This is a genomic window from Wolinella succinogenes DSM 1740 (genome assembly GCF_000196135.1).
GTDB classification, from domain to species: Bacteria; Campylobacterota; Campylobacteria; order Campylobacterales; family Helicobacteraceae; genus Wolinella; species Wolinella succinogenes.
Map to the genome: position 1 here is coordinate 1,916,252 of NC_005090.1, position 21,237 is coordinate 1,937,488.

The window sequence follows — 21,237 nt, forward strand, 5'->3', positions numbered from 1 at the left end:
TTCCTTTTTGGTATAATGGACGGATATGTCATACCCCATCAGAATGTGTGTTCATTGCAAAGGCAGATTTAGCAAGCATGACCTACTGCGGCTACAATACATCCAAAACTCCCTTATCCCCTACACCGGAAGCGGAAGAAGTTTCTACCTTTGCAAGGGTTGCATCGAACAAGAAAAAGTCTTAGATTCCCTCTGCCGAGTCGGAAAAATCGACAAAAAAGAAAAAGAAACTATTCGGAATAGCCTAAAGGAGATTGCCCATAATGCAAAAAGTCCGTGTCCATGAAATTGCCCTCGAGCTAGGCATCAAAAGCAAAGAGATCATCGATAAAGCCAAGGATCTTGACCTTGATCTCAAGACCGCCTCAAGTGCCCTCCCCCAAGAGGAGGCCGCCGAGCTCGTCAACTACATTCTCACGGGCAAAAGCTCACGGCTAAAACCCGCCGCTCCTGCCGCTCCTATGCCCAAGGAAGAAGAAATCTCCCCTGCCCCCCAAGAGGAATCTCAAATGGAGCCCAAGGAAGAGCCTCAAAAAGAGGTCAAAGAGAGCGTTAAAGAAGCTCCAGAAAGCCTACCAGAATCCCCTAAAGAGGAGGCTTTTGAGGCTGAGATTCCCAAGGAGAGCGTTAAAGTCACTCCCAAGACTCTCGAGCAAGAACCCCCCAAAGAAGAGCTCGTGAGCATCGAACCCTCCTTGGAGAGTGCTTCTGAAACTTTAAGCGATTCCAATCCCCTCCCCCAAGAAAAAACTGAAACCAAAGAGACCATTGTGGCGACGACCCTAGCAACCCAAACCGATGCAGAGATCCAAGAGAGTGAAGAGAAAAAAGAGACCCTGGCTCAAGCCACCGTGCAAAAGCGTGTGGGGCTAAGAATTGTCAAAAAGCGAAGCGAAGAGCCTGCGCCTAAAGCTGATCGACCCTCCTTGGAGGAGGCTAGAACTCCCTCAAGAACAGCGGGTCTCAAAACCCTTCAATCTCTCCTTGGGGAGAGCGATGAGAGCGAAGCGGCTCTAGCACGCAAAAAGAAAAAAGAGAAGAAAAAGCCCCTCCCCGCCCCCACCAAGAAAAACGAACAAAAGATCGATCTTCTAGGGGATAGAGCCCTAGAAACGGTGAGTAGTTTTGATGATGAACAAGAAGAGATTGTCCTTTTTGATCTCACCATCCGCGATGACATCAACAAAGAGGATGAAGTCGCGAAAAAAGTGGACACTGATCGCATCAAGGTTCAACGAAAAACCCCCTTCCTTGATCAAGGGATTCGTCGTGTGAAAAGACGCAAGCGCCGACCTCAGACTGTGGCCGATAAAGAGTCTATTAGCGGCACCATTGAGATTCCCGAAGAGATTCGAGCCTATGAGTTTGCCGAAAAGACAGGCAAGAGCATCGGTGAAGTGATCAAAGTTCTCTTTAACCTTGGGCTCATGATCACCAAAAATGACTTTCTTGATCGCGATTCCATCGAGATTTTAGCCGAAGAGCTAGAGCTAGATGTGGTGATTAAAAACACCTCTGAAGCGCTTGAGTACACAAGCGAAGAGGAGGAAGATGAGGATGAAGAAGGGCTAGAGGAGCGACCTCCTGTAGTCACTATCATGGGTCACGTTGACCACGGAAAGACCTCGCTTCTTGATAAGATTCGAAACACCAAAGTGGCCGCGGGCGAAGCAGGGGGAATCACTCAGCATATTGGCGCCTACACGGTTGAAAAAGATGGCAAGAAGATCTCCTTTATTGACACCCCCGGGCATGAGGCTTTCACCGAGATGCGAGCCAGAGGGGCTGAGGTGACGGATATTGTTATCATCGTCATTGCCGCTGATGATGGCGTAAAACAGCAGACCATCGAAGCGCTCAACCACGCCAAAGCAGCCAATGTGCCCATCATCATTGCACTCAACAAGGTCGATAAGCCTGACGCCAACCCTGACAAAGTCAAAGCCGAAGCAGCCGATCTTGGCTACTCTCCTTTAGAGTGGGGAGGCGAGTATGAGTTTGTCCATATCTCAGCCAAGACAGGCGAGGGAATCGACCATCTCCTTGAGACCATTTTGGTGCAATCAGAGCTTCTTGAGCTCAAAGCCAACCCCGAAAAAGCCGCCAAGGCCGTCGTTATTGAGAGTAGCCTAGAGAAGGGCAAAGGACCTGTGGCCACCGTGATCGTCCAAAGCGGAACCCTCAAAGTGGGTGATAGCATCGTGGCTGACACCGCCTATGGTCGTGTTCGAGCCCTCATTGATGATTGTGGCAAAAACATCCAGAGCATCGGACCCTCTGAAGTGGCCGTGGTGACTGGACTCAGCGAAACCCCTATGGCAGGAGCTGTTCTTGTCTCTGTGGAGAACGATTCGATTGCCAGAGAGTACGCCGAAAAACGCGCCCTCTATCTACGCCAAAAAGAGCTCAGTCGCTCCACTAAAGTCTCTTTTGATGAGCTTAGCGCCATGGTGGCTGAGGGTCAACTCAAGAGCTTGCCTGTGATTATCAAAGCCGACACTCAAGGTAGCCTAGAAGCGATTCGAGGAAGCCTAGAAAAACTCCGCAACGAAGAGGTGAAGATCAACATCATTCATGCAGGTGTCGGAGGAATCACGGAGAGCGATGTGGTTTTGGCAGGAGCGAGCGATAATAGCGTCATTCTAGGATTCAATGTCCGACCCACCGGAAGTGTCAAGAATCGTGCCAAGGAGCTTGGCGTAGAGGTGAAAACCTACTCTATCATCTACGCCCTGCTTGATGATGTCAGAGCTGTTCTAGGGGGCATGATGTCACCCGTGCTCGAAGAGGAAAACACTGGCCAAGCCGAGGTCAGAGAGACCTTCACTATCGCCAAAGTGGGCACGATTGCGGGATGCCTTGTCACGGATGGCTCCATCCAAAGAGGAATCAAAGTGCGACTCATCCGCAATGGCGTCGTGGTCTTCACGGGCAATATTGCTTCACTCAAGCGCTTCAAAGATGACGCTAGAGAGGTATCCAAAGGTTATGAGTGCGGAATCATGCTAGAGGGCTTCAATGATGTCCAAGTGGGCGATGTCTTTGAGACCTATAAAGAAGTTGAAAAAGCCAGAAAGCTCTAATGAAAGAGAAAAGCGTCAAACTCCAGCGCACCGAATCGCTTCTAAAAGAGGTGATTCCCGAAGCGCTCTCCACCCTCTCTGACACGAGGCTTAACTCCCTAGGCGTGGTCGAAGTGGACTGCTCCAAGGGCAAATATCACGCCGAAGTCTATTTGGATGCCCCCTTTGCCACACCCGAAGAGAAGCGCGAGATCTTGCGACAGCTCCGTTTGGCTGAGGGGACTATTCGAGATCACTGTTTAAGTGCAACAGGGTGGTTTAAGTGCCCTCGTTTCCATTTTAACTTTGACGATTCCACCGACAAGGCCAACCGCCTAGATGCCATATTTGAACAACTCAAAAAGGAGAGAGAGTCATGATTGGACACTCCACCCAAGAAAAGATTGAAAAACTAGTCCAATCGTGCGGCTGCAATCTCTACGATCTGTTGCTTCTCAAAGAGAATGAACGATCGATTTTACGCCTTTATATCACCAAAGAGGTGGGCGTGAGCCTCGATGACTGCGCCATGGTGAGCGATCTTATCTCTCCTTTGCTTGATGTTGAAGACCCTTTGGCGGGAGAATATTTTCTAGAGGTGAGCTCACCGGGTATCGAGCGCCCCCTCAAGCGCCCTGCCCACTATCAGCACGCCCTAGGCGAGCTTGCTAGAATCAAGTTTGCCGATAAAAATGAGATTGAGGGAGAGATTGAAGCCGCCGATGAGACGAGCGTGAAGCTCAAAGGAGAAGAGCCCATCCCCTACTCCCTCATCAAAAAAGCCCAAACTTTCTACCGCTGGTAGCCCCATGTCGCTCCTTTTAGGGGAAGGTCTCCATGAGTTTTATATGGAGCTGGCCCTGCAAGAGGCGTGGAAATACCAAGGCCTCACCCTCCCCAACCCCGCCGTGGGAGCCCTGCTTTTAGGCGAGCACGGGGAGATTCTCTCTATCGCCGCCCACCAGAGGGCGGGATCACCGCACGCTGAAGTGCTCGCACTCCAAGAGGGCTACGCCCGCCTAAGCGGCAACGCTGACATCCTCGCGCTTCATGACTCCAGCCAAATCCACGACTACCTTCTTGCTCATTCCCAAGGAATATTCCGCCATTGCACCCTCTATGTGACGCTTGAGCCCTGCAACCACTACGGCCAAACCCCTCCTTGCTCAGAGCTTCTGGCTAGACTTAAACCCAAAAGCGTCATCATCGGGAAAAGAGACCCCAATCCCAAGGCTAGCGGAGGGATAGATAGGCTCAAAGAAGCGGGAATTGCCGTGCATACAGGAATCAAAGAGGAGGCGTGCCACAAGCTTCTCCTCCCCTTTGAGAGACTCCAAAAACAGGGCTATTTTCGATTCTTCAAATGGGCACAACGGCTCAATGGAACCCTCTCCCCGGGAATCATCAGCTCCTCTTCATCTAGAGCTCATGTGCACGCCCTAAGAGACCGAATCGACCTCTTGGTCATATCAGGGAAAACCGCTAGAGCCGACAATCCATGGCTTGATGCCAGGCTTATAGAGGGGAGAGCGCCCGATGTGCTGATTCTCACACGCTCCCCTGAGCGCTTCCCCCGCTCTCTTCGGCTCTTTAGCGTTCCTCATCGGCGCGTGCGAGTCTCTAGTAACCTTGAAGCGCTCTTGGATTATCGCTGCGTGATGGCCGAAGGAGGAGCGGAGCTCTTTGAAACGCTCTTTGATTCGATGGACGCCTTTTTGAGCTACATCGCTCCTTCGCTTGAAAGAGGCGAGGTCTCACTTGCCTCTAGAGTCCCCCTCTCGCTCCTTCACTCTCACCCGATCGAAGAGGACCTTGTGGCTTGGTATGCCAAAGGGCGACTTTAGATGGCTCCAAGCCTCTCATCAAGCTCCTGCACCACTTTATTGAGCGCCCGATTCATCGCCTCAATCGCCAAACTAGCCTCGATTCTTTCCAAGGGCTCTTGGTGGCGTATCACCCAAGAGTGAGACTTCTCACCCGCCAAAGAAAAAGCCACCTCCGCCACAGCCACAGCCCCGCCTTCAGGCCTAAGTCTCACCTCAAGGGTCAATATCTTGCTCTGAAGTACCAGGGGAGGCAAAACAGCGCTAAATGGAGGCAAGAAGGGCTCAAAGCATGAAGAGCTAAGCGCATCTAAAAGCAGCTTTTGAAGCATAGAGGAGGGAAGATCGACCCAGCGATGCTCCACATAGTAGCCCACCCTAGAGCCTTCATTATAGGGAATCTCCACGCGATCAACCTTTCCCAAGGCGCTTGGAGTGGCGATTCCTAGGCGCTTTTTGGACGCACAGCTTGACTGGGGAGCGCTTGGCTTATAAGTGAGCTCATAGAGTTTGGGAGCTTGGGCCTCTTTGGCGAGACATCCGCCCAAAAGCAGAGGGGCAAGCCAAAGGCTTAAGTGTCGAATCTTTCTCATTCTCCGGGTCCTTTAGGTGAAATCGTTTCGCTAAAGAGGAATCGATAGGGCGAAGCGCGCCACTCTTGCATCACGCCACGGCTCTCTTTGAGGGTGGAGTGCAGCTCTAGCATTAGCTCCTCACTCTGCACCATCCATGGAACCAGAGCGCTGCGGAGATCATATTCACCCCCCTCGATTCGCCTCTGTATCGCACTCCTTAGTTCGCCCGCCCCTCGCAGCTCTTCTTGGGCGATTCTTAGCGTCTCATCGACTCCTCCGAGTGTTTTTTGGGTGGCATTCATCATAAGCGCTCCCGCCTCCATCGCACTTTCAAGCTTTTGGGTGCCTTGGGCGAGGTGGAGCATAACCCTATCGGTGCTCTCTAGAATCGAGGCGATCTTTTGGAGATTCTTCTCCTCCAAAAGCGCATTGATTCGACCCAGCGTGACGCTTAAGTCTTGTGAAATCATATCCGCCCTCCCGCCGATCTTCTCCACGAGTGTCTCGCCAAGGTTTAGAATCGCCTTTTCATCTCTTCCAAAAAGAGGGGAATCTTCACTCCCTTGCTTGATGGCAATGTAGCTGATTCCGCTCAATCCCTGCGATTCGATCACCGCCAAAGAGTCGCGCTTGATAGGAATCTCTTGCTCCACCCAAAGCTCAATCTCAATCCATCCTGAGTGCTCCTTGGAGAAATCAAACCCCCTCACAAACCCCACGGGAATCCCTTGAAATCGAACAGGGGTCTGCTTTTTTATCCCGCTTTGAAGCTCCTTGGTCAAAAGATAGTAGGGGCGATAGGCCTCCCTATCCTCGCCATAGCGACCAATCCACCAGACAAAGAGCGCCATCGCCACCATGCAAGCGATAAAAAAGCCCCCCACTAGCGTATAACTCAAACGGTTCTCCACAGCTTGCCTCCTCGATTGGTCTTATAAAAATTTTTCAGCTCAGGGAAATCCCTCTGCTTGAGTTCCTCTAGCGTCCCCTCCATAAGCACCTTGCAATCATGGAGAATCACGAAGCGATCCATCGCATCCATGACGGTGTCAAGGTCGTGCGTCACCATCACCACCGTGATGCCAAGCGTGTCGCGAAGCTCCAAAATCAGCCGATCAAACTTCTCCGCACTATTGGGATCAAGCCCGCTGGTGGGCTCATCCAAAAAGAGCACTTCAGGACTGAGCGCCAAAGCCCTCGCCAAAGCCGCTCGCTTCTTCATCCCTCCACTAAGCTCTGAGGGGTAGAGGCGCGCGGCATGAGGTGGCAACCCCACTCGATCAATCCACATCATCGCCACGCTTTCAATCACCTCTTTGGGGTATGAGGAGTACTCTTTAAGGAGAATTGAGACATTTTCTAGGACACTCAGCGAAGAGAAGAGCGCCCCAAACTGAAAAAGCACCCCCCAAGAGAGTCGAAGTTTTGCCTGCCTCTCCAAAGGAAGCGCCCATATATCCTCTCCATGGATTCTCACCACACCCGAAGTGGGTCGTTTAAGCAGAATCATCGAGCGCATGAGGGTCGATTTGCCACTCCCACTCCCCCCTAAAAGCCCATAAATCTCACCTTGGCGGATCGTGAGTGAAATATCCTCGTGAATCGCCCTCCCCTCGTAATGAGTGCAGAGGTGCTCCACTTCGATGAGATTCATAACCTATACTCCGTGAAGATGATCGAAAACATCGCATTGAGCGCGATCACCCAAAAAATCGCATTCACCACGCTAATGGTCGTGTAGCGCCCTACGCTCTCTGTGCTTCCTGTGATTTGGAAGCCCCGAAAACAGCCAATTAGCGCGATAATCGCTCCATAAAAGGGTGCCTTGATGAGCCCCACCCAAAGATGGCGAATCTCCACCATCTCATAGAATCGCTCAATATACTGGAGATAGCCGATTCCTAGGTAGGATTTGATGATAAGCATCTCACCCAAAAGTCCCGCCACATTGGAGAGAAAAATCACCAAGGGCATCACCACCACAAGGGCAATCACGCGCGGAATCACCAAAAAGGCGTAGGGGTTGAAATTCATCGTTTTCATCGCATCAATCTCTTCGGTGATCTTCATCACCCCAATCTGCGCGGCATAAGAAGAGGCGCTACGCCCCGCCACTACAATCGCAGCAATCACGGGGCCCAGCTCTCTTAGCGTGAGCATTCCCGTCATCTCCACCACGATGATAGAAGCGCCAAACTTCTCCAGCTGAATTGCCCCCTGATAGGCCATCACGATTCCCACCAAAAAGGAAGTGAGGGCGATGATAGGGACGGCTTTTATGCCTGATTCTTCGATATGGTAGAGCGTGGCTTTGAGGCGGATGAGTCGGCTCTCTTTCAAGGAACGCCCCATGGCAAAGAGCGTCTCCCCAAGAAATGAAGCGAATCGCCCTAGGCCTTTGAGCGATTCTTTGATCTTCTCGCCTAGCCTCAAAAGGGAAGAGAGCGAAGGAGGAGGGGCGGGGAGGTCGCGCTTTGATTCTTTGACGATTCCAAGAATCGGAGCGATCGCTGGAGGGACCCCTTCCCACGCCCACTCGCCCCCTCGCCTCTTGACCGCCATGGAGAGCTCCAACAAAAGAGTCGCCGCCGAATAGTCCAGCGAGCTCACCCCAAGAAGCGAAACAGAGACACGCACACTATCACGCTTGCACGCTAAAAAGAGGCGAGAAATCAGCTCTTTTGGGAGCTCATAGTCCCATTGCCCCCGCAAAATGAGCCGCAACATCAAATCGCGCTCAATGATTTCCAAGGAGGGGGGTTTTAGATTTTCGTTCATGGGACGCGTGCATACTCCAAGTTTTGAGATGCAAAATTGTATCCAAAAAGCCCTCCACCTAGATGAAACGGATGAAAACTACTTAGAATTCTTAAAGGATTTGAAAAAAAAGCTATGATAGAAATATAGCTTGCTCAAAAATCCACCAAAAAGACGGATTCAGCGTATGAAACGCCCCAACCCAACCTCAATTGAGAAAACATTCCGCCCTGATGAGATTATCGTCTCCAAAACCGATACCAAGGGAATCATCACCTATGGCAACGAAGTCTTCATCTCTGTTTCGGGATATAGCGAGAGGGAGCTCATCGGCACCCCGCACAGCCTCATCCGCCACCCCGATATGCCACGCGTCATCTTCAAGCTCCTTTGGGATACCCTAGCCGAAAAGAAAGAGGTCTTTGCCTATGTGAAGAATCTCGCCAAAGATGGCTCTTATTATTGGGTCTATGCCAATGTCACCCCCTCTTTTGATCTCAAGGGTCGCGTGATTGGCTACCACTCCATGCGGCGAAAACCCGCCCCAGAGGCAGTCAAAACCATCGAACCCATCTACGCGCTCCTCTTGGAGGCTGAGAGAGAGGGGGGAATGGAGGCGAGCTCTAAGCGGCTTGAAGCGATGCTCCATCAAGAGGGCAAAAGCTACGAAGAGTTCGTCGCTAGGCTCCATCGCCGCTATCCTGTCACCTAAATGCATCTCATCATGCTTGCCAAAGCCCCTATTTTAGGCTTTGTCAAGACTCGCCTCGCTAGAGAGATTGGTGATGAGGCGGCTTTGGAGCTCTATCGATGGATGCTCCAAAGCCTCCACCAAAGCCTCCAAGAATCAGGCTACTCCTATGAGATCGCCTACACTCCCCTAGAGGGATTTGAAGCGATGCGTGAGGCACTGGGGGGCGAGAGCGCCCTCTCTTTGCAGGGCGAGGGAGATTTGGGGGCGAAGATGGAACAAGCTTTAAGAGATGCTCTCTCTCATCACTCCAAAGCGCTACTCATTGGCTCAGACACCCCCACGCTCACGCCCGAACTCTTTAGGCGAGTCGATGAGCTGCTCCAAAATCACGAGATCGTCATCGGACCCGCCAAAGATGGCGGCTATTACCTCATCGCCTTCACCCAAGAGGGATTCATGCCAGAGCTCTTCCATGCAATGCCTTGGAGCACTTCTCTAGTGCTCCAAGAGACTCTCCAAAGAGCCCGGGGAAAGAGAGTGGCGCTCCTAGAAGAGAGGGAAGATATTGACACACTAGAGGCTCTCGCGAGGGCGGGCTTCTAGATCAAAAGCCCAATCGCTGGAGCTTGCATTGCTTTCGTTCTTCTCCTCTGTCCCAACCTCTTTGGCTAAATCCCCCTCTTCGCTCTTCTCTCCCTTAATCCCATCAGATATCTTTTCGACCGTATAGCCTATAGCGGCTCCGGGAATAGTTCCAATGAGAGCCAACACCGCCAGAGAAAACATTGCGCTTTTCCCGACACAATCACCAACTCCCTCACAAAACGAGGCTTCAGCCTCTCTTGACGGCTCCCCAGAAGTCGCGCATCCACTTGCCAAAAATATCACAAGGGCGGCCGTGAAAATCCTCCTCACTCCCCGCGCCCCTATTCTCTAATGAATGATAGATTTATATTTTCAAAACTAACATCAAGACTTTTTGGAAGTTCTCTGATGATGGTTTGATTGGGGCTTTTCTCTATATTTTTGGACGCTTCATTCCATATGTATCTATAAATCCTATCACCTTTTTTGATCCAAAATTTCACGCCATCATCCATCACATAGAGAGTTTCTTGGTGTGAATATCCAAGAGAGCCTTTTCGTTTGTTAAATAGAATCTCCACTTTATATTGATTGGATTCTAGTGGCTCTATGGCATAGCTTCTTAGCTCATATCTCCCTTTGGCATCGCCAATCAAAGAGTGTTTGATCTCCATATGACCACCCTTGATCACAAAAGAGGCTCCAGAGCCAAAAGAGGAGATCTCTTCGTGGCTAAAACCTTTAGATTCATTTGCAGATAACGACATGACAAGCAGGGCTATACACACGAGGGCGAATTTGATGCGATTCATCCTATTGCTCTCCTTCATGGGGGCATTGATGAAATTCTATCAACTCCTCTCCCCATTTTCAAGGAAGCTCTCGTCTCAATCCCCTAAAGTCGGGTCTAGGTAGGCAAATAAAAAATCTCTCTTCATTGCGCTCGCGATAGAGTTTTTGCAGATAGACAATAGAGGTCTTTCCATCATTGATGCTCACGCCTCCACATCCCCCTATGGCTATAGGCTCATTTTGTGGGAAAAACGACTTCTCCTCAAACGCTTTTGCCGTCTTAACGACAAAGGTTGGTATTTTGTGAAGTTCATTTGCAAAATGGTATGTCATCCAGTTGGTTCCGCTCGCTATAATGGCTATAGGCGTATGCTTTAGCAGACCTAGAGCGTGTCTTAGATTGAGCACGTACTCGGCTTGGTCGCTCTGACTCCCTGTAGCCTCTACAAACTCACCATATATACAGCAATCAAGAGAGTCAAAAAAAGCATCCATCACCTCTTTTGCTCCCTTCATGGCTGAATGGGTCGTGACAATATGGAGTTTTTGAATATCGTATTTTTCTCCCAGCAGTGATATGGCAATAGTGAGAGGCTGGTAGGTGAGTCCGCATTGGATAATAAGCTCTATTTTTTCCACCTCTTTTCTCCTTTATTTCATCCACCAAGCTTAATTTGCAAGAGAGATATTTCTAGCTTTGCGTTCTCTTGCAGAGGCACAAACAAAATCTATTTTTAGCTTGATTAAATTTAAGAAAGGCTTGATGAGTAGAGGGGATGGATGATATTAATTTTATAAAAAATGGGGAAGAAGATCAAAAGAAGTGGTGGCTTGAGGCGGAATCGAACCCTACACCATTTCTTAAGCGTTATATTGATGTATAAAACCCCATAAATACGATATTCTAATTTTATTTTAATTCCTTTTGATTTATAATCTTTCTCAAGAAGAGGACACCCAAAAGGACACCCATAAATGGCTATTAATCTAAATGACTATAAAAGAGTAGCTCAAAACCTCAAAGTCAATAAAAAAAATATGAGAGAGTTTTTATTTGATTTTAGAGTGAATGGAAAACGATACCGCAAAGTTGAAACACTTATAGAGCGTACTGGGTGGAATAAAAAGGACTATGAAAGAGAGGCTCAGCTTTTACTGATTGATTACCGAAAAAAAGTAGAAGCAAACACGGGCAATCTTCAAATCACTTCAAACACAAGGTTAAACGAATTATGGGAGCTTTATTTCCAAACCCTCGATAAATCTACAAGTTGGACATTTACTAAAGAGAGCTTTTATAATCGCTACTTAAAAGAGCCGTTAGGTAAAAAGAAACTTGATAGCATACAAGAGCACCACATAATGGCGATTATAAGACACTTACAAGCTGAGGGAATGGCTACACGCACGGTAAACACCACATTAGAGATACTGCGCCCCCTCTTTGATTTTGCTATTAAAAACAAGGCATTAAGAGACAACCCCACACGCTTTATCGTACTTAAAAAAGACAATACCAAAAAGATTGTTATCAATGGGGCTGAGATGTTTAAACGCATATTTGAGGGCATTAATGACTATTACAGCTCACAGCCTTTTTATAGGGCTTTATTTCTCTTTGGCTTCACGGGTAGGCGTAAAGGCGAGATATTAAAGCTCAAATGGGAAAACATAGACCTAGATAATAACTACTATTGGATAGAAGATACCAAAAACAACGAAAAACAAAAATATGAGTTACCCCACTTTATCAAAGAGGCACTTTTACAGATACAGGACACCCACACGGGATTAGTCTTTAAAAGCCCCGTAACGGGTAGAATGTTAGAGAATACAGATGGACAAATGAATAAGCTTAAGAAGCACCTCAACATGCCCGAATTAACGCTCCATTATATGCGAAATGTTTTAGTAAGTGCTTTAGCAGAACGAGGCACCGAGGCGATAACTCTTAGCGGTATGTTAGGGCATAGAGACGCTACAACGATAAACAAGTATTTATCACTGAGTTATCACAATAGCAGTAAAAAGGGTAACGCAACGATGGGGCAAATCATAGACGCTGAGGTAGTGGAATGAATAAAGAAAGTTTTTGTGATGTACTGAAAGATGCTTATGAGCAAATAATGCAAGAATGTCATTTTGTTGATGAAAAAGGCGAAGAAATAGAATCTTTAATGCGTGGAGAATTAACTCTAGGTGATGCCGATAATTCATGTTTTCAACACCTTGATAATTTTTTTCAAAAGATCCCTCGAGAGGAATGGGAGAATGAAGCATATGAAATAGCCCTAATGCTTGAAGATTTGTCATTGCAAAAAGGTGTCGAACTTTACAATGAAAGAACAAAAAAGCTAAGGACGAAAAAAGGCAGCCTATTAAAAAAAGATGATATTAAAGCACTTGAGAGAGCATTAACGGTTCTTGAAAAATTATTTCACATTGAGTACGATGGCAAAGTTATTAAAAGCGTTGATGATATTCCTAATGATATCTTTGATACATTCCCACCTAACTATCTTAATGGTATAAAAACACTTGATTTTATCAAAGAGACAATGCTAGACATAAAGAGTGGAGAATATAATCAAGGTTTTTATTATGAACAGCGACCACCCGCAAAGCAAGAACTAAAAGACTATTTGGACAACTTGAATAAACAATACAACGCTAAAGGAGGCGGACATATTAAAAAGTTTATTGACGCATTGGACATACTGCAATATGCTAATCTAATCTAACATACTTTATACCTTATAGGTCGCATTATTAACACCTCTCAAATACGGTCATTTGAAATAATTCCATATAAATTCAAAATATGGGAGTATCAAACAAATGGCACAAAACACACACAACGAATGGTTAAGCCCCTCAGGCTTAGAGGCTGAGTACGAAATCAAAAAAAGCACTCAAGCTAAATACCGCATGGAAGCAAAAATCCCTTTTTGCAAGATTGGTAAATTTATCCGCTATAACAGGGCTGAGATTAATGCATGGATAGCCTCGCATAAAAGGGGGGTGGCGTTATGAGTACCTACTTTAAAAGGTCAGTCCTTAGAAGATTTTTGAGAGATTTATTAAGTGGCGAAACTGTAGGGGCTTCGGACGGTGGACGTTATGGCGTTTCTTGGTTAGCGAACTATGCCACAGTATTAAGAGAATCCTACGGGGTTATCATTGAATCAATACCAAAAGGAGCGGGGCTTAAGCATTTCTATCGTATCAAAAACAGGGAACAGGCAAGAAGAGTTTTAGAGAGTTTGGATAGCAATGTAAAAGAGCAGAAATGAAGCCCTTTTGCTTGGAAAATAAGCAATTATCATTCCACGACCAAAAAACAACTTTTAGGGGCAAAAAATGAGTGAGGCTAAAAACCTCACGCCCCCTGAATTGGTGGGGCTTGGGGCTGTTTTTGAAGCGTTGGCAGAATATGCCCAAAATATGGGTTATCGTAATGTAGGTGAAAGTTTCTTGAGATTAGGCATAGATAGCATAAGAGCGACACCTCTAAAAAGTACCATTGAAAAGATACTCTCTCAAACGGGCTGGATTAAAAAAGAGGTGCAAAGTCACTCTAAAATTTCAGCCCATGCCAAAAGAAAAAAGGCTACTAAAGAGACAACCTCAGCATTTTACATCATAACGCACACGGGGTTTAAAAATATCCTACTTGAAACGCCCCACGCACTCAATCAATCAAGTAACTACACAAAGTATAAACTCACTATTTATGGGTTATCTCAACCTAAAAGGCTTTTGAGTAGTGCCACGATTGAAGAGCTACAACGCCTCTTAAAACGCTTAGAGGTTCAAGAGTTAGATATTTGCATAGACAGCAACAACGCTTTAAATTTAGAAGGATTGAGAGCTTTTGGAGTAATAGACCCGTGTTTTACCACATCATACCTACACAACCCTAAAGGCTTAAGCTACATAACAAGGCTATGCTACTATGACAAACAAGCCAAAGACCACTTAAAAGACGCCCTTTATCGCTTAGAATTGACTTGCATAACACGGGGTAAGATCGGAGCGTTATTTGTGCCTTTTGATGAGGTAAAAGCGATTTTAAACACACTATAAAAGGGAAAAGAAATGACAAAACAAAGCTATAAAAAACAAGTCTTAAGAGGCTTTTTAAAAGACGTGGAAACGGTGGGAGCAAATACGGCAAAGCAAGGAAGCTTTACATGTAAAAACCCCATGTGTATTTCATTCACAGAATTAGAGCTCACTCTCTTAGCAAGTTTCAATGTTTATCAGTTTCTTAATGAACAAGAGAGCAAAGAAGAACTCAAAGAAGCCGTTAAGATTCTTATTGGTGCAACGCTAAAAGATACGCCTATCAATAGCCTTTTAATGGTCGTTAATTCTATTCTTGGCGGTACATTCATAAAAGACTTAACAGGCTTACTTTTAGATTATGAACAAGAGAGTGAGGACTTTAAAACGTGTGCAGGTGTCATACTGGATTATCATTCAAAAACTTTAACAGATAAAAAGCTACTTCAAGCAATGTATAAAAGCTTCATGGAATTAGCTCACAGCCAAACAGACGGTAACGAGGCTTTAGTATTAGAAGCGATGGAAAATATCGAAGCGTTACAAGAGCTTTTACATCAAAATTAGGTGATTACTAATGACAGATAAACAAAACAGATTTTTAACCTTACGGGCTGAGGGGTTAAGTTACGATGCCATAGCTAAAGAGCTTAAAACATCAAAGCCCACTTTGATACAATGGAGTAAGCTTTTTGAGAATGAAATCAAAGATTTACAATTTGAAAGCTTTTTGAAGATTAAAGAGGCTTATAGCTACGGCGTAAAAGCAAAGTACGAAATGACACTCAAGCAGTTAAACAAAATTGATGATGCAATCCTTGAAGCTGATTTATCATCATCTAACATTAAAGACCTCTTCACGATTAAAAATAGCCTACTCTTTCAACTCGAAACCATAGAAAAGAAAGTGTCAGTTAATGCACGTATTACCCAAACAGATGAGTTTGGGAATAAAGAAACACTACGCCTCAAGCTCAATGAAGCTGAATAACCTACAACCGCTTAGAGAACTCAAAGAACTTGAGGGCGTACCGTCCTTAAAGGCACTATTGACCAAAAAAACAAGCATTGCAAAAAGCAATCTCTCTCAAATAGAGATTATTTCATACAGCGTGAAGATATGTTTATTTACCGCCCGTATTTTAAGAAATGCAATTACCATTAAAAATAGAGATAAGGCGTTAAGCATGGCATTAAAAGAGGTTGTGAATCTTAATAAGCTTTTAGCAAAAGATAACTATTATGAAGAAACCATTACCTACAAAGAAGCCAAAGAGGTATTTAAACGCATAGGGTTAAAGCCTCGACACATTAAAACCTAAAGTTTTTCTTTTATCGGCTAAAACTATTTATTGATGATTTTTGACTAAAAAAGGACACCTTAGAGGACACCCAAAGAAAACTTAAACGCTGAAAGTGCCTAAAATAGGGGATTTTGTAAGAAATGGTGGCTTGAGGCGGAATCGAACCACCGACACGGAGATTTTCAGTCTCCTGCTCTACCGACTGAGCTATCAAGCCATTCTAGGGTCAAAATGAGACTGCAATTATATACAGTCTCATTAAAAACGAGCTTAAAGAAGCGCGTAGCGCTTGAAGGAATCGCCTCTCTCTTTGTAAGAGGAGAATTGATCCAAGCTTGCCGCGGCAGGAGAGAGCAAAGCCACCTCGTTGGCCTTTAGATTCTGGCGTATTGCCTCCACCGCCTTCTCTAATCTCTCGCACACTTTGCAGGCGATTCCTCGCTCTTTGGCGAGTCGCTCGATCTTGAGCGCATTGCTTCCAATCGCATAGATTTGGAGGCTCCGCCCCTCTAGAAGCTCAAAGAGCGGCGTAAGATCAGCTCCCTTATCATCTCCCCCAAGAATCAGATGGACAAACCGCCCCTCATATCGCTTCACCGCCTCATTGGCCGCATCGACATTAGTCGCCTTGCTATCATCCACCCACAAGCGCCCCAAACCATCGGTAAACTCCTCGATCTTATGCGCCCCAATCTTGAATTCATTGAGCCTCTCATAGGGAATCTCATCAAAGAGAATCTTATAGACCGCCAGCGCCATCACCGCGTCCATCAAAAAAGGCTCCAAAAAGCCAATCTTCTCTCGCTCCATCCCAAAATAGTCTATCAGCTCCGCCGTATCCTCATAGCCAATGAGCGTCCCGCGAGTAGGCGTGCCCAAAAAGCGCTTGGGTATGATGGCCACCTCTTTCTCTTTGAGTGCACCTAGAGGCTTGAGCTTCGCCTTGATGTAGGCCTCATAGCTCCCATGCCACGAGATATGGTCTTCGCTGATGGGCAAGAGGAGGTAGAGGTTGGGCTTGGCCTTTTGGGTGTAGTGGAGCGTGAAAGAGCTGGTCTCTAGCACCCAAATAGGCGCTTTGGGATTGAGTTTGGCCAGCGGCGTGCCGATGTTCCCGCCACACTCCGAGTCTTTGGGCGCGAGGAGATGCTGGATCATCTCTGTCGTGGTGGTTTTGCCATTGGTTCCGCTGATCCAAATACTATAGGGGATTGAATCGGCAAAAAAATCATATTCGCTTTGAAGATGGCGCGCCCTTTGGATGAGGGGGTGATGCGGGGGGATTCCCGGTGTGGTCACCTCTACATCGCTTGACTCTGGGTCAAAGAGGCGAGGGGGCAAGAGGCGATTCCCCAAAGAATCGACCCCCGATTCCTCAAATGAATCATCATAAATATCACAAGGAGCAAAACGCTCCGCAATCGCACGATTGGTCTTTCCGTATCCAAAGAGAGAGAGCTTCATCATCGCACCTTGAGCGTGAGCAGAGCGATGATATTACTCATGAGCGCGATGATCCAGAATCGAACGATGATCTTTGTCTCTGCCCATCCCTTCACCTCAAAATGATGATGAATGGGCGCCATGAGAAAGATTCGCTTCCCGCGCGTTTTGTAGCTCCCAATCTGCAAGATGACTGAGACCGTCTCAATCACAAAAATCGAGCCAATCAAAAAGAGGAGAAATTCGTTTTTGGAGATGATCGCCATATAGGCGATAAACCCGCCAATCGAGAGGCTTCCGCTATCCCCCATAAAGAGTTGCGCAGGATGGCAGTTAAACCAAAGGAATCCGATCAAAGCCCCCACAAGCGCCGCAGAGACGATCACCGCCTCCCCGCTATCGGTGATCTTGGGCCAAAGAAGATAGGAGCTAAGCCCCGCGTGCCCTGCGATATAGACAAAGACCGAGAGGCTCACTAGCGCATAGACCGAAGGGACGGTCGCCAGTCCATCCAATCCATCGGTGATATTGACCGCGTTGCTCGTGGCCACCATCACCAGCGTCCAAAAGAGAATCGCCACGATTCCCATGGAGAGGAGAGGGTTTTTGTTGAAAGGAATATAGAGATCATCCTCCATCCCAAAATAGAAGAGCGCCGCACTCACGCTCGCTCCCGCCAAGACAAGATAGAGCATCTTGACCCTAGAGCTAAGCCCTGCATTGCTATGATTGAGCACCTTCACCGCATCATCTCGTAGCCCGATAAGACCAAAAAGGAGAATCACCGCCAGCCCCGCCAACACATAGAGGTTATTGAGCTTAGCGCAAAGGAGCGAAGCTAGAAGTGTCGCGCCAATAAAGACCAGACCGCCCATTGTGGGAGTGTTTGCCTTGCCTCGGTGCCCTTGGGGGGCAAACTCTGAAATGGGCTGCGCGGCCTTTTGATTCCTTGCCCACTGGATGAAGCGCGGCATGAAGAGCAACGCGAGAAAAAAGGCGATGAAAAAAGCCGCCCCCGCCCTAAAGGTAATATATTGGAAAATATTAATTCCTGCGTGAGAGTAGAGGTAATACATCATGAGTGGCGATCCTGTTCCTTGCTTGGCCTTTGGGAGGTTGGTGAGAGGAGTTCTAATCAAAACTTTGCTAGGATTCTAGCCATAACAATCTTGTAGGCGAATAAAAAATAACGAAGGATTCTCCCTATTCATGGCACAAAAAACCCTCCTCATCATCACTGATGGAATCGGACATAAGCCCTCTTCTCCTCACAATGCTTTCACCCAAGCCAAAAAGCCCACCTACGATTCTCTTTTTGCCTCAGCGCCTCACGCGCTTCTCTCCACGCATGGACTAAGCGTAGGGCTCCCCGAGGGGCAGATGGGCAATAGCGAAGTGGGTCATATGTGCATCGGCGCGGGACGGATTCTCTATCAAGATTTGGTCAAAATCTCGCTCGCCCTCAAGGATGGCTCTTTGGAGAAGAATCCCACGCTTTTAGGATTCTCTTCTAGGGCGAAGCGCATCCATCTCGCTGGACTAGCCAGCGATGGAGGGGTACACTCCCACATGGAGCATCTCTTGGGTCTCGCCCAAATCTTCTCTCGCCTAGGTCATGAGGTGCTCCTCCATCTCATCACCGATGGGCGCGATGTTTCACCGACTTCTTCAAAGGAGTTTATCGCCCAAGCCTTAGCGCTAGAGAGTGACCTCATCAAGATTGCCACGATTAGCGGACGCTACTACGCGATGGATCGAGACAAACGATGGGATCGCATAAAGCGCGCCTTTGGCGTGATCGCTAGGGGCGATTCTCCTACTTCTTTGACCCCCCAAGAATATATCCAAGCCCAATATCAAGCAGGAATCACCGATGAGTTTATCGAGCCTGCCGCTTTGGGCGGCTATCAGGGCTTTGAGCCAAGCGATGGCTTTGTCTTTGCAAACTTCCGAAGCGACCGTGCTAGAGAGATTGTGAGTGCCTTAGGAGGCGCCTCTTTTGAAGGCTTTGATCGAGGAGCCTACCAGCCCCCCAAGACCCTCGCGATGACCTCTTATGATGATTCCTTTCCTTTCCCGATTCTCTTCCCCAAAGAGAAGGTCGAACCCACTTTAGCCCAAGTCATCTCTGAGGCGGGGCTCTCTCAACTCCATGTCGCCGAGACAGAGAAATACGCCCATGTCACCTTCTTTTTCAATGGCGGAATCGAGACTCCATGGGAAAATGAGAGTCGCGTGCTCATCCCAAGCCCCTCTGTGGCGACCTACGATCTAAAGCCTGAAATGAGCGCCCCTGAGGTCGCCGAAGCGACCCTCTCTGGGATGCGCCAAGGGTATGATTTCATCGTGGTCAATTTCGCCAATGGTGATATGGTGGGGCATACAGGCAACACCGAGGCGGCGATTAGCGCAGTGGAATCCGTCGATAGAGAGCTGGGGCGTCTCCTAGAAGAGGCCAAAAAGAGCGGCTACGCCGTGATTCTCACGAGCGATCATGGGAATTGCGAGGAGATGCGAGACGAGAGAGGCTCAATGCTCACCAATCACACCGTAGGAGAGGTTTGGTGCTTTATTCTCGCCCAAGGAGTCACAGAGATTCGTGAGGGCGGGCTCAATCAAGTCGCCCCTACGGTGCTCAAAATCATGGGGCTTCCCACCCCTAAAGAGATGGATTCTCCCCTCTTTTAATCTTCGCCTAGCGCCTCAATCTCATCTTGGAGCTTTTCGCCGCGCTTTCTAGCGCGGATAAGGATGGGTGAGCCCTCAAAATCGAATCGATCTCGCAAGAAATTGACCACATAGCGCTTATAACTAAAGTGGAGGGAGTTGGGGCGATTCATCACAAGGGAGATCTGCGGCGGGCAGACTCCATATTGAGTCGCATAGTAGATGCGAACAATCTTTCCATGGTCGCTGGGGAGAGGGTGACGCGCACTCGCCTCCATGATTGTTTTGTTGAGGATGGAGGTGGGGATTCGCCTAGAGAAGTTCTCATAGACTTTAAGAATCTTCTCTTTGAGCATATCGATATGTCGGCCATTCTGCGCCGAAACGGTCACAAGGGGCGCGTGCTCAAGATATTTGAATCGATGGCGCACCTCTTTTTCCACCTCTTTGAACTCGCGGCTACGGATATCCCATTTGTTGAGCACCACAATAACCCCCAAAGAGAACTTATCCACCAATCCGCCAATCTTCTCATCTAAGTCCGCAAAAGGCAAAGAGCAATCCAGCACCAAAAGCGCTATATCGGCTTTTTCCAGCGCCTTTTGGGTGCGATCTAGGGCGTATTTCTCGATTCCCTCGATCTTGCCTCGCCGCCTGATTCCCGCCGTATCGACAAAAAGCACCTTCTGCCCCTCTATCTCCATGCTCTCATCCACAGGATCAATCGTCGTCCCTGCCACATCCGAGACCACGGAGCGCTCACTGCCAAGAAGGGCATTGAGGAGCGAGCTCTTGCCCACATTCACCTTGCCGATGATTCCCACGCGAATCTCGCTTGGCGCCTCCTCTATCTCTTCAATCTCCTCTTCCTCTAGCGAAACAAGATACTCCTCCAAATCCTCTTCGTCATCTTCGCTCAACACTATCTCTTGGGGCGCTTCAAGTCCTAGCACATCGGCAATCTCTCTCTGTAAAGCGCCCACCCCTCGATTGTGCGAGACTGAAATAAAGAGGAGCTTCTCCGCGCCAAACTCCGCAAACTCCCAGCCACGCTCCTTCTCTTTGTCATTGTCAATTTTATTGACCACCAAAAAGAGGTGTTCATTCTCGCGATGCAGTGCACGAAAAAGGGAGATATCATCATCTTGGGGGCGCATCTTGCCATCCACCATATACAAAACCACATCCGCCTCTTTAGCGGCGCGCAGGGCGAGCTCTCGCACCTTGCCAAATAGCCCCGTCTCTTTAAGCTCGATTCCGCCCGTGTCCACGAGCAAAACCTCATTTCCCTCAATCTCAATCACCTGCTTTTTGATATCGCGAGTCGTGCCCGAAACATCGGAGGTGATGGCGATTCTCTCCTTGGCGAGACGGTTAAAGAGCGAGCTTTTCCCGACATTGGGTTTTCCGATGATGGCGATGGTTTTCATGAAGTGGATGGCTCTCTTTAGATGGTTTTTATCAATTCCC

Annotated in this window: 26 protein-coding genes and 1 tRNA gene; 16 read left to right on the plus strand and 11 right to left on the minus strand. The window is 47.8% G+C overall.

Annotation, left to right across the window (positions count from 1 at the left end; genetic code table 11):
- Positions 1 to 43: 43 nt before the first annotated feature.
- From WS_RS11280 to ribD, 5 genes are read left to right on the plus strand one after another with little or no spacing between them, the layout of a single operon-like run.
- The gene (locus tag WS_RS11280) at positions 44 to 286 is read left to right on the plus strand and encodes a DUF448 domain-containing protein (protein WP_331852778.1); all 243 of its coding nucleotides are present in this window, start codon (positions 44 to 46) and stop codon (positions 284 to 286) included.
- Positions 264 to 3,083: a translation initiation factor IF-2 gene (gene infB, locus WS_RS09485; protein ID WP_011139800.1), complete on the plus strand. Its 2,820-nt coding sequence runs from the start codon at positions 264 to 266 to the stop codon at positions 3,081 to 3,083. Before WS_RS11280 ends, infB begins: the two co-directional genes overlap by 23 nt.
- On the plus strand, positions 3,083 to 3,442 hold the full coding sequence (gene rbfA, locus WS_RS09490; protein ID WP_011139801.1) for a 30S ribosome-binding factor RbfA: 360 nt from the start codon (positions 3,083 to 3,085) through the stop codon (positions 3,440 to 3,442). Before infB ends, rbfA begins: the two co-directional genes overlap by 1 nt.
- The gene (locus tag WS_RS09495; RefSeq protein WP_011139802.1) at positions 3,439 to 3,867 is read left to right on the plus strand and encodes a ribosome maturation factor RimP; all 429 of its coding nucleotides are present in this window, start codon (positions 3,439 to 3,441) and stop codon (positions 3,865 to 3,867) included. Before rbfA ends, WS_RS09495 begins: the two co-directional genes overlap by 4 nt.
- Positions 3,868 to 3,910: 43 nt before the next feature.
- Entirely contained in the window at positions 3,911 to 4,906 is a 996-nt protein-coding gene (gene ribD, locus WS_RS09500; protein ID WP_158305215.1) for a bifunctional diaminohydroxyphosphoribosylaminopyrimidine deaminase/5-amino-6-(5-phosphoribosylamino)uracil reductase RibD, read from the plus strand.
- On the opposite strand, the gene WS_RS09505 is transcribed toward ribD, so the two are convergent.
- From WS_RS09505 to WS_RS09520, 4 genes are read right to left on the minus strand one after another with little or no spacing between them, the layout of a single operon-like run.
- Positions 4,903 to 5,478, minus strand: a complete 576-nt coding sequence (locus tag WS_RS09505) for an ABC-type transport auxiliary lipoprotein family protein (RefSeq protein ID WP_011139804.1) — start codon at positions 5,476 to 5,478, stop codon at positions 4,903 to 4,905. The two genes, ribD and WS_RS09505, sit on opposite strands and share 4 nt — an antisense overlap.
- The gene (locus WS_RS10765) at positions 5,475 to 6,371 is read right to left on the minus strand and encodes an MlaD family protein (protein WP_011139805.1); all 897 of its coding nucleotides are present in this window, start codon (positions 6,369 to 6,371) and stop codon (positions 5,475 to 5,477) included. The genes WS_RS09505 and WS_RS10765 overlap by 4 nt, the downstream gene beginning before the upstream one ends.
- The gene (locus WS_RS09515; RefSeq protein ID WP_011139806.1) at positions 6,356 to 7,114 is read right to left on the minus strand and encodes an ABC transporter ATP-binding protein; all 759 of its coding nucleotides are present in this window, start codon (positions 7,112 to 7,114) and stop codon (positions 6,356 to 6,358) included. Before WS_RS09515 ends, WS_RS10765 begins: the two co-directional genes overlap by 16 nt.
- Positions 7,111 to 8,238, minus strand: coding sequence for an ABC transporter permease (locus WS_RS09520; protein ID WP_041571912.1), 1,128 nt, complete (start codon positions 8,236 to 8,238; stop codon positions 7,111 to 7,113). Before WS_RS09520 ends, WS_RS09515 begins: the two co-directional genes overlap by 4 nt.
- A 166-nt stretch (positions 8,239 to 8,404) precedes the next feature.
- On the opposite strand from WS_RS09520, the gene WS_RS09525 reads away from it, so the two are divergent.
- Both WS_RS09525 and WS_RS09530 read left to right on the plus strand, forming a co-directional pair.
- A complete protein-coding gene (locus WS_RS09525) occupies positions 8,405 to 8,929 on the plus strand; it encodes a PAS domain-containing protein (RefSeq protein ID WP_011139808.1) in 525 nt (174 codons plus the stop codon).
- Between the two features lie 12 nt (positions 8,930 to 8,941).
- The gene (locus tag WS_RS09530; protein WP_158305216.1) at positions 8,942 to 9,514 is read left to right on the plus strand and encodes a TIGR04282 family arsenosugar biosynthesis glycosyltransferase; all 573 of its coding nucleotides are present in this window, start codon (positions 8,942 to 8,944) and stop codon (positions 9,512 to 9,514) included.
- On the opposite strand, the gene WS_RS09535 is transcribed toward WS_RS09530, so the two are convergent.
- From WS_RS09535 to WS_RS09545, 3 genes are all read right to left on the minus strand, one after another.
- The gene (locus WS_RS09535) at positions 9,485 to 9,697 is read right to left on the minus strand and encodes a hypothetical protein (protein ID WP_041571913.1); all 213 of its coding nucleotides are present in this window, start codon (positions 9,695 to 9,697) and stop codon (positions 9,485 to 9,487) included. The genes WS_RS09530 and WS_RS09535 overlap by 30 nt on opposite strands.
- Before the next feature lie 140 nt (positions 9,698 to 9,837).
- Positions 9,838 to 10,308 carry a hypothetical protein gene (locus WS_RS09540; RefSeq protein WP_041571914.1) on the minus strand — a complete coding sequence of 157 codons (471 nt, stop codon included), beginning with the start codon at positions 10,306 to 10,308 and terminating at the stop codon, positions 9,838 to 9,840.
- Between the two features lie 58 nt (positions 10,309 to 10,366).
- Positions 10,367 to 10,927, minus strand: a complete 561-nt coding sequence (locus tag WS_RS09545; protein ID WP_011139812.1) for a hypothetical protein — start codon at positions 10,925 to 10,927, stop codon at positions 10,367 to 10,369.
- Positions 10,928 to 11,263: 336 nt separating this feature from the next.
- Between WS_RS09545 and WS_RS09550 the strand changes: the two genes are divergently transcribed.
- The 8 genes from WS_RS09550 to WS_RS09585 all read left to right on the plus strand — a co-directional run bounded on the left by WS_RS09550 (position 11,264) and on the right by WS_RS09585 (position 15,675).
- Positions 11,264 to 12,367, plus strand: a complete 1,104-nt coding sequence (locus tag WS_RS09550) for a tyrosine-type recombinase/integrase (protein WP_011139813.1) — start codon at positions 11,264 to 11,266, stop codon at positions 12,365 to 12,367.
- Entirely contained in the window at positions 12,364 to 13,029 is a 666-nt protein-coding gene (locus tag WS_RS09555) for a hypothetical protein (RefSeq protein WP_011139814.1), read from the plus strand. Before WS_RS09550 ends, WS_RS09555 begins: the two co-directional genes overlap by 4 nt.
- A 97-nt stretch (positions 13,030 to 13,126) precedes the next feature.
- Entirely contained in the window at positions 13,127 to 13,321 is a 195-nt protein-coding gene (locus WS_RS11020) for a helix-turn-helix domain-containing protein (RefSeq protein WP_011139815.1), read from the plus strand.
- Positions 13,318 to 13,581 (plus strand): hypothetical protein, encoded by a 264-nt coding sequence (locus WS_RS09565; RefSeq protein WP_041571915.1) that lies wholly within the window; start codon positions 13,318 to 13,320, stop codon positions 13,579 to 13,581. The genes WS_RS11020 and WS_RS09565 overlap by 4 nt, the downstream gene beginning before the upstream one ends.
- Before the next feature lie 67 nt (positions 13,582 to 13,648).
- Positions 13,649 to 14,374 carry a hypothetical protein gene (locus tag WS_RS09570; protein WP_011139816.1) on the plus strand — a complete coding sequence of 242 codons (726 nt, stop codon included), beginning with the start codon at positions 13,649 to 13,651 and terminating at the stop codon, positions 14,372 to 14,374.
- 12 nt (positions 14,375 to 14,386) lie between these two features.
- On the plus strand, positions 14,387 to 14,920 hold the full coding sequence (locus WS_RS09575; RefSeq protein WP_011139817.1) for a hypothetical protein: 534 nt from the start codon (positions 14,387 to 14,389) through the stop codon (positions 14,918 to 14,920).
- 10 nt (positions 14,921 to 14,930) lie between these two features.
- Complete coding sequence (locus WS_RS09580) at positions 14,931 to 15,344, plus strand: helix-turn-helix domain-containing protein (protein ID WP_011139818.1); 414 nt, start codon at positions 14,931 to 14,933, stop codon at positions 15,342 to 15,344.
- Positions 15,331 to 15,675 carry a hypothetical protein gene (locus WS_RS09585; RefSeq protein WP_041571916.1) on the plus strand — a complete coding sequence of 115 codons (345 nt, stop codon included), beginning with the start codon at positions 15,331 to 15,333 and terminating at the stop codon, positions 15,673 to 15,675. Before WS_RS09580 ends, WS_RS09585 begins: the two co-directional genes overlap by 14 nt.
- Before the next feature lie 123 nt (positions 15,676 to 15,798).
- Here the strand turns inward: WS_RS09585 and WS_RS09590 are convergent.
- The 3 genes from WS_RS09590 to mraY all read right to left on the minus strand — a co-directional run bounded on the left by WS_RS09590 (position 15,799) and on the right by mraY (position 18,179).
- Positions 15,799 to 15,874 (minus strand) — tRNA-Phe (locus WS_RS09590).
- Positions 15,875 to 15,927: 53 nt separating this feature from the next.
- Complete coding sequence (gene murD / locus WS_RS09595) at positions 15,928 to 17,121, minus strand: UDP-N-acetylmuramoyl-L-alanine--D-glutamate ligase (RefSeq protein WP_011139819.1); 1,194 nt, start codon at positions 17,119 to 17,121, stop codon at positions 15,928 to 15,930.
- Entirely contained in the window at positions 17,121 to 18,179 is a 1,059-nt protein-coding gene (gene mraY, locus WS_RS09600) for a phospho-N-acetylmuramoyl-pentapeptide-transferase (RefSeq protein WP_011139820.1), read from the minus strand. The genes murD and mraY overlap by 1 nt, the downstream gene beginning before the upstream one ends.
- Positions 18,180 to 18,309: 130 nt before the next feature.
- On the opposite strand from mraY, the gene gpmI reads away from it, so the two are divergent.
- Complete coding sequence (gene gpmI, locus WS_RS09605) at positions 18,310 to 19,788, plus strand: 2,3-bisphosphoglycerate-independent phosphoglycerate mutase (RefSeq protein WP_011139821.1); 1,479 nt, start codon at positions 18,310 to 18,312, stop codon at positions 19,786 to 19,788.
- Here gpmI and der read toward each other — a convergent pair.
- Positions 19,785 to 21,197 carry a ribosome biogenesis GTPase Der gene (gene der, locus WS_RS09610; RefSeq protein WP_011139822.1) on the minus strand — a complete coding sequence of 471 codons (1,413 nt, stop codon included), beginning with the start codon at positions 21,195 to 21,197 and terminating at the stop codon, positions 19,785 to 19,787. The genes gpmI and der overlap by 4 nt on opposite strands.
- Between the last annotated feature and the right edge of the window lie 40 nt (positions 21,198 to 21,237).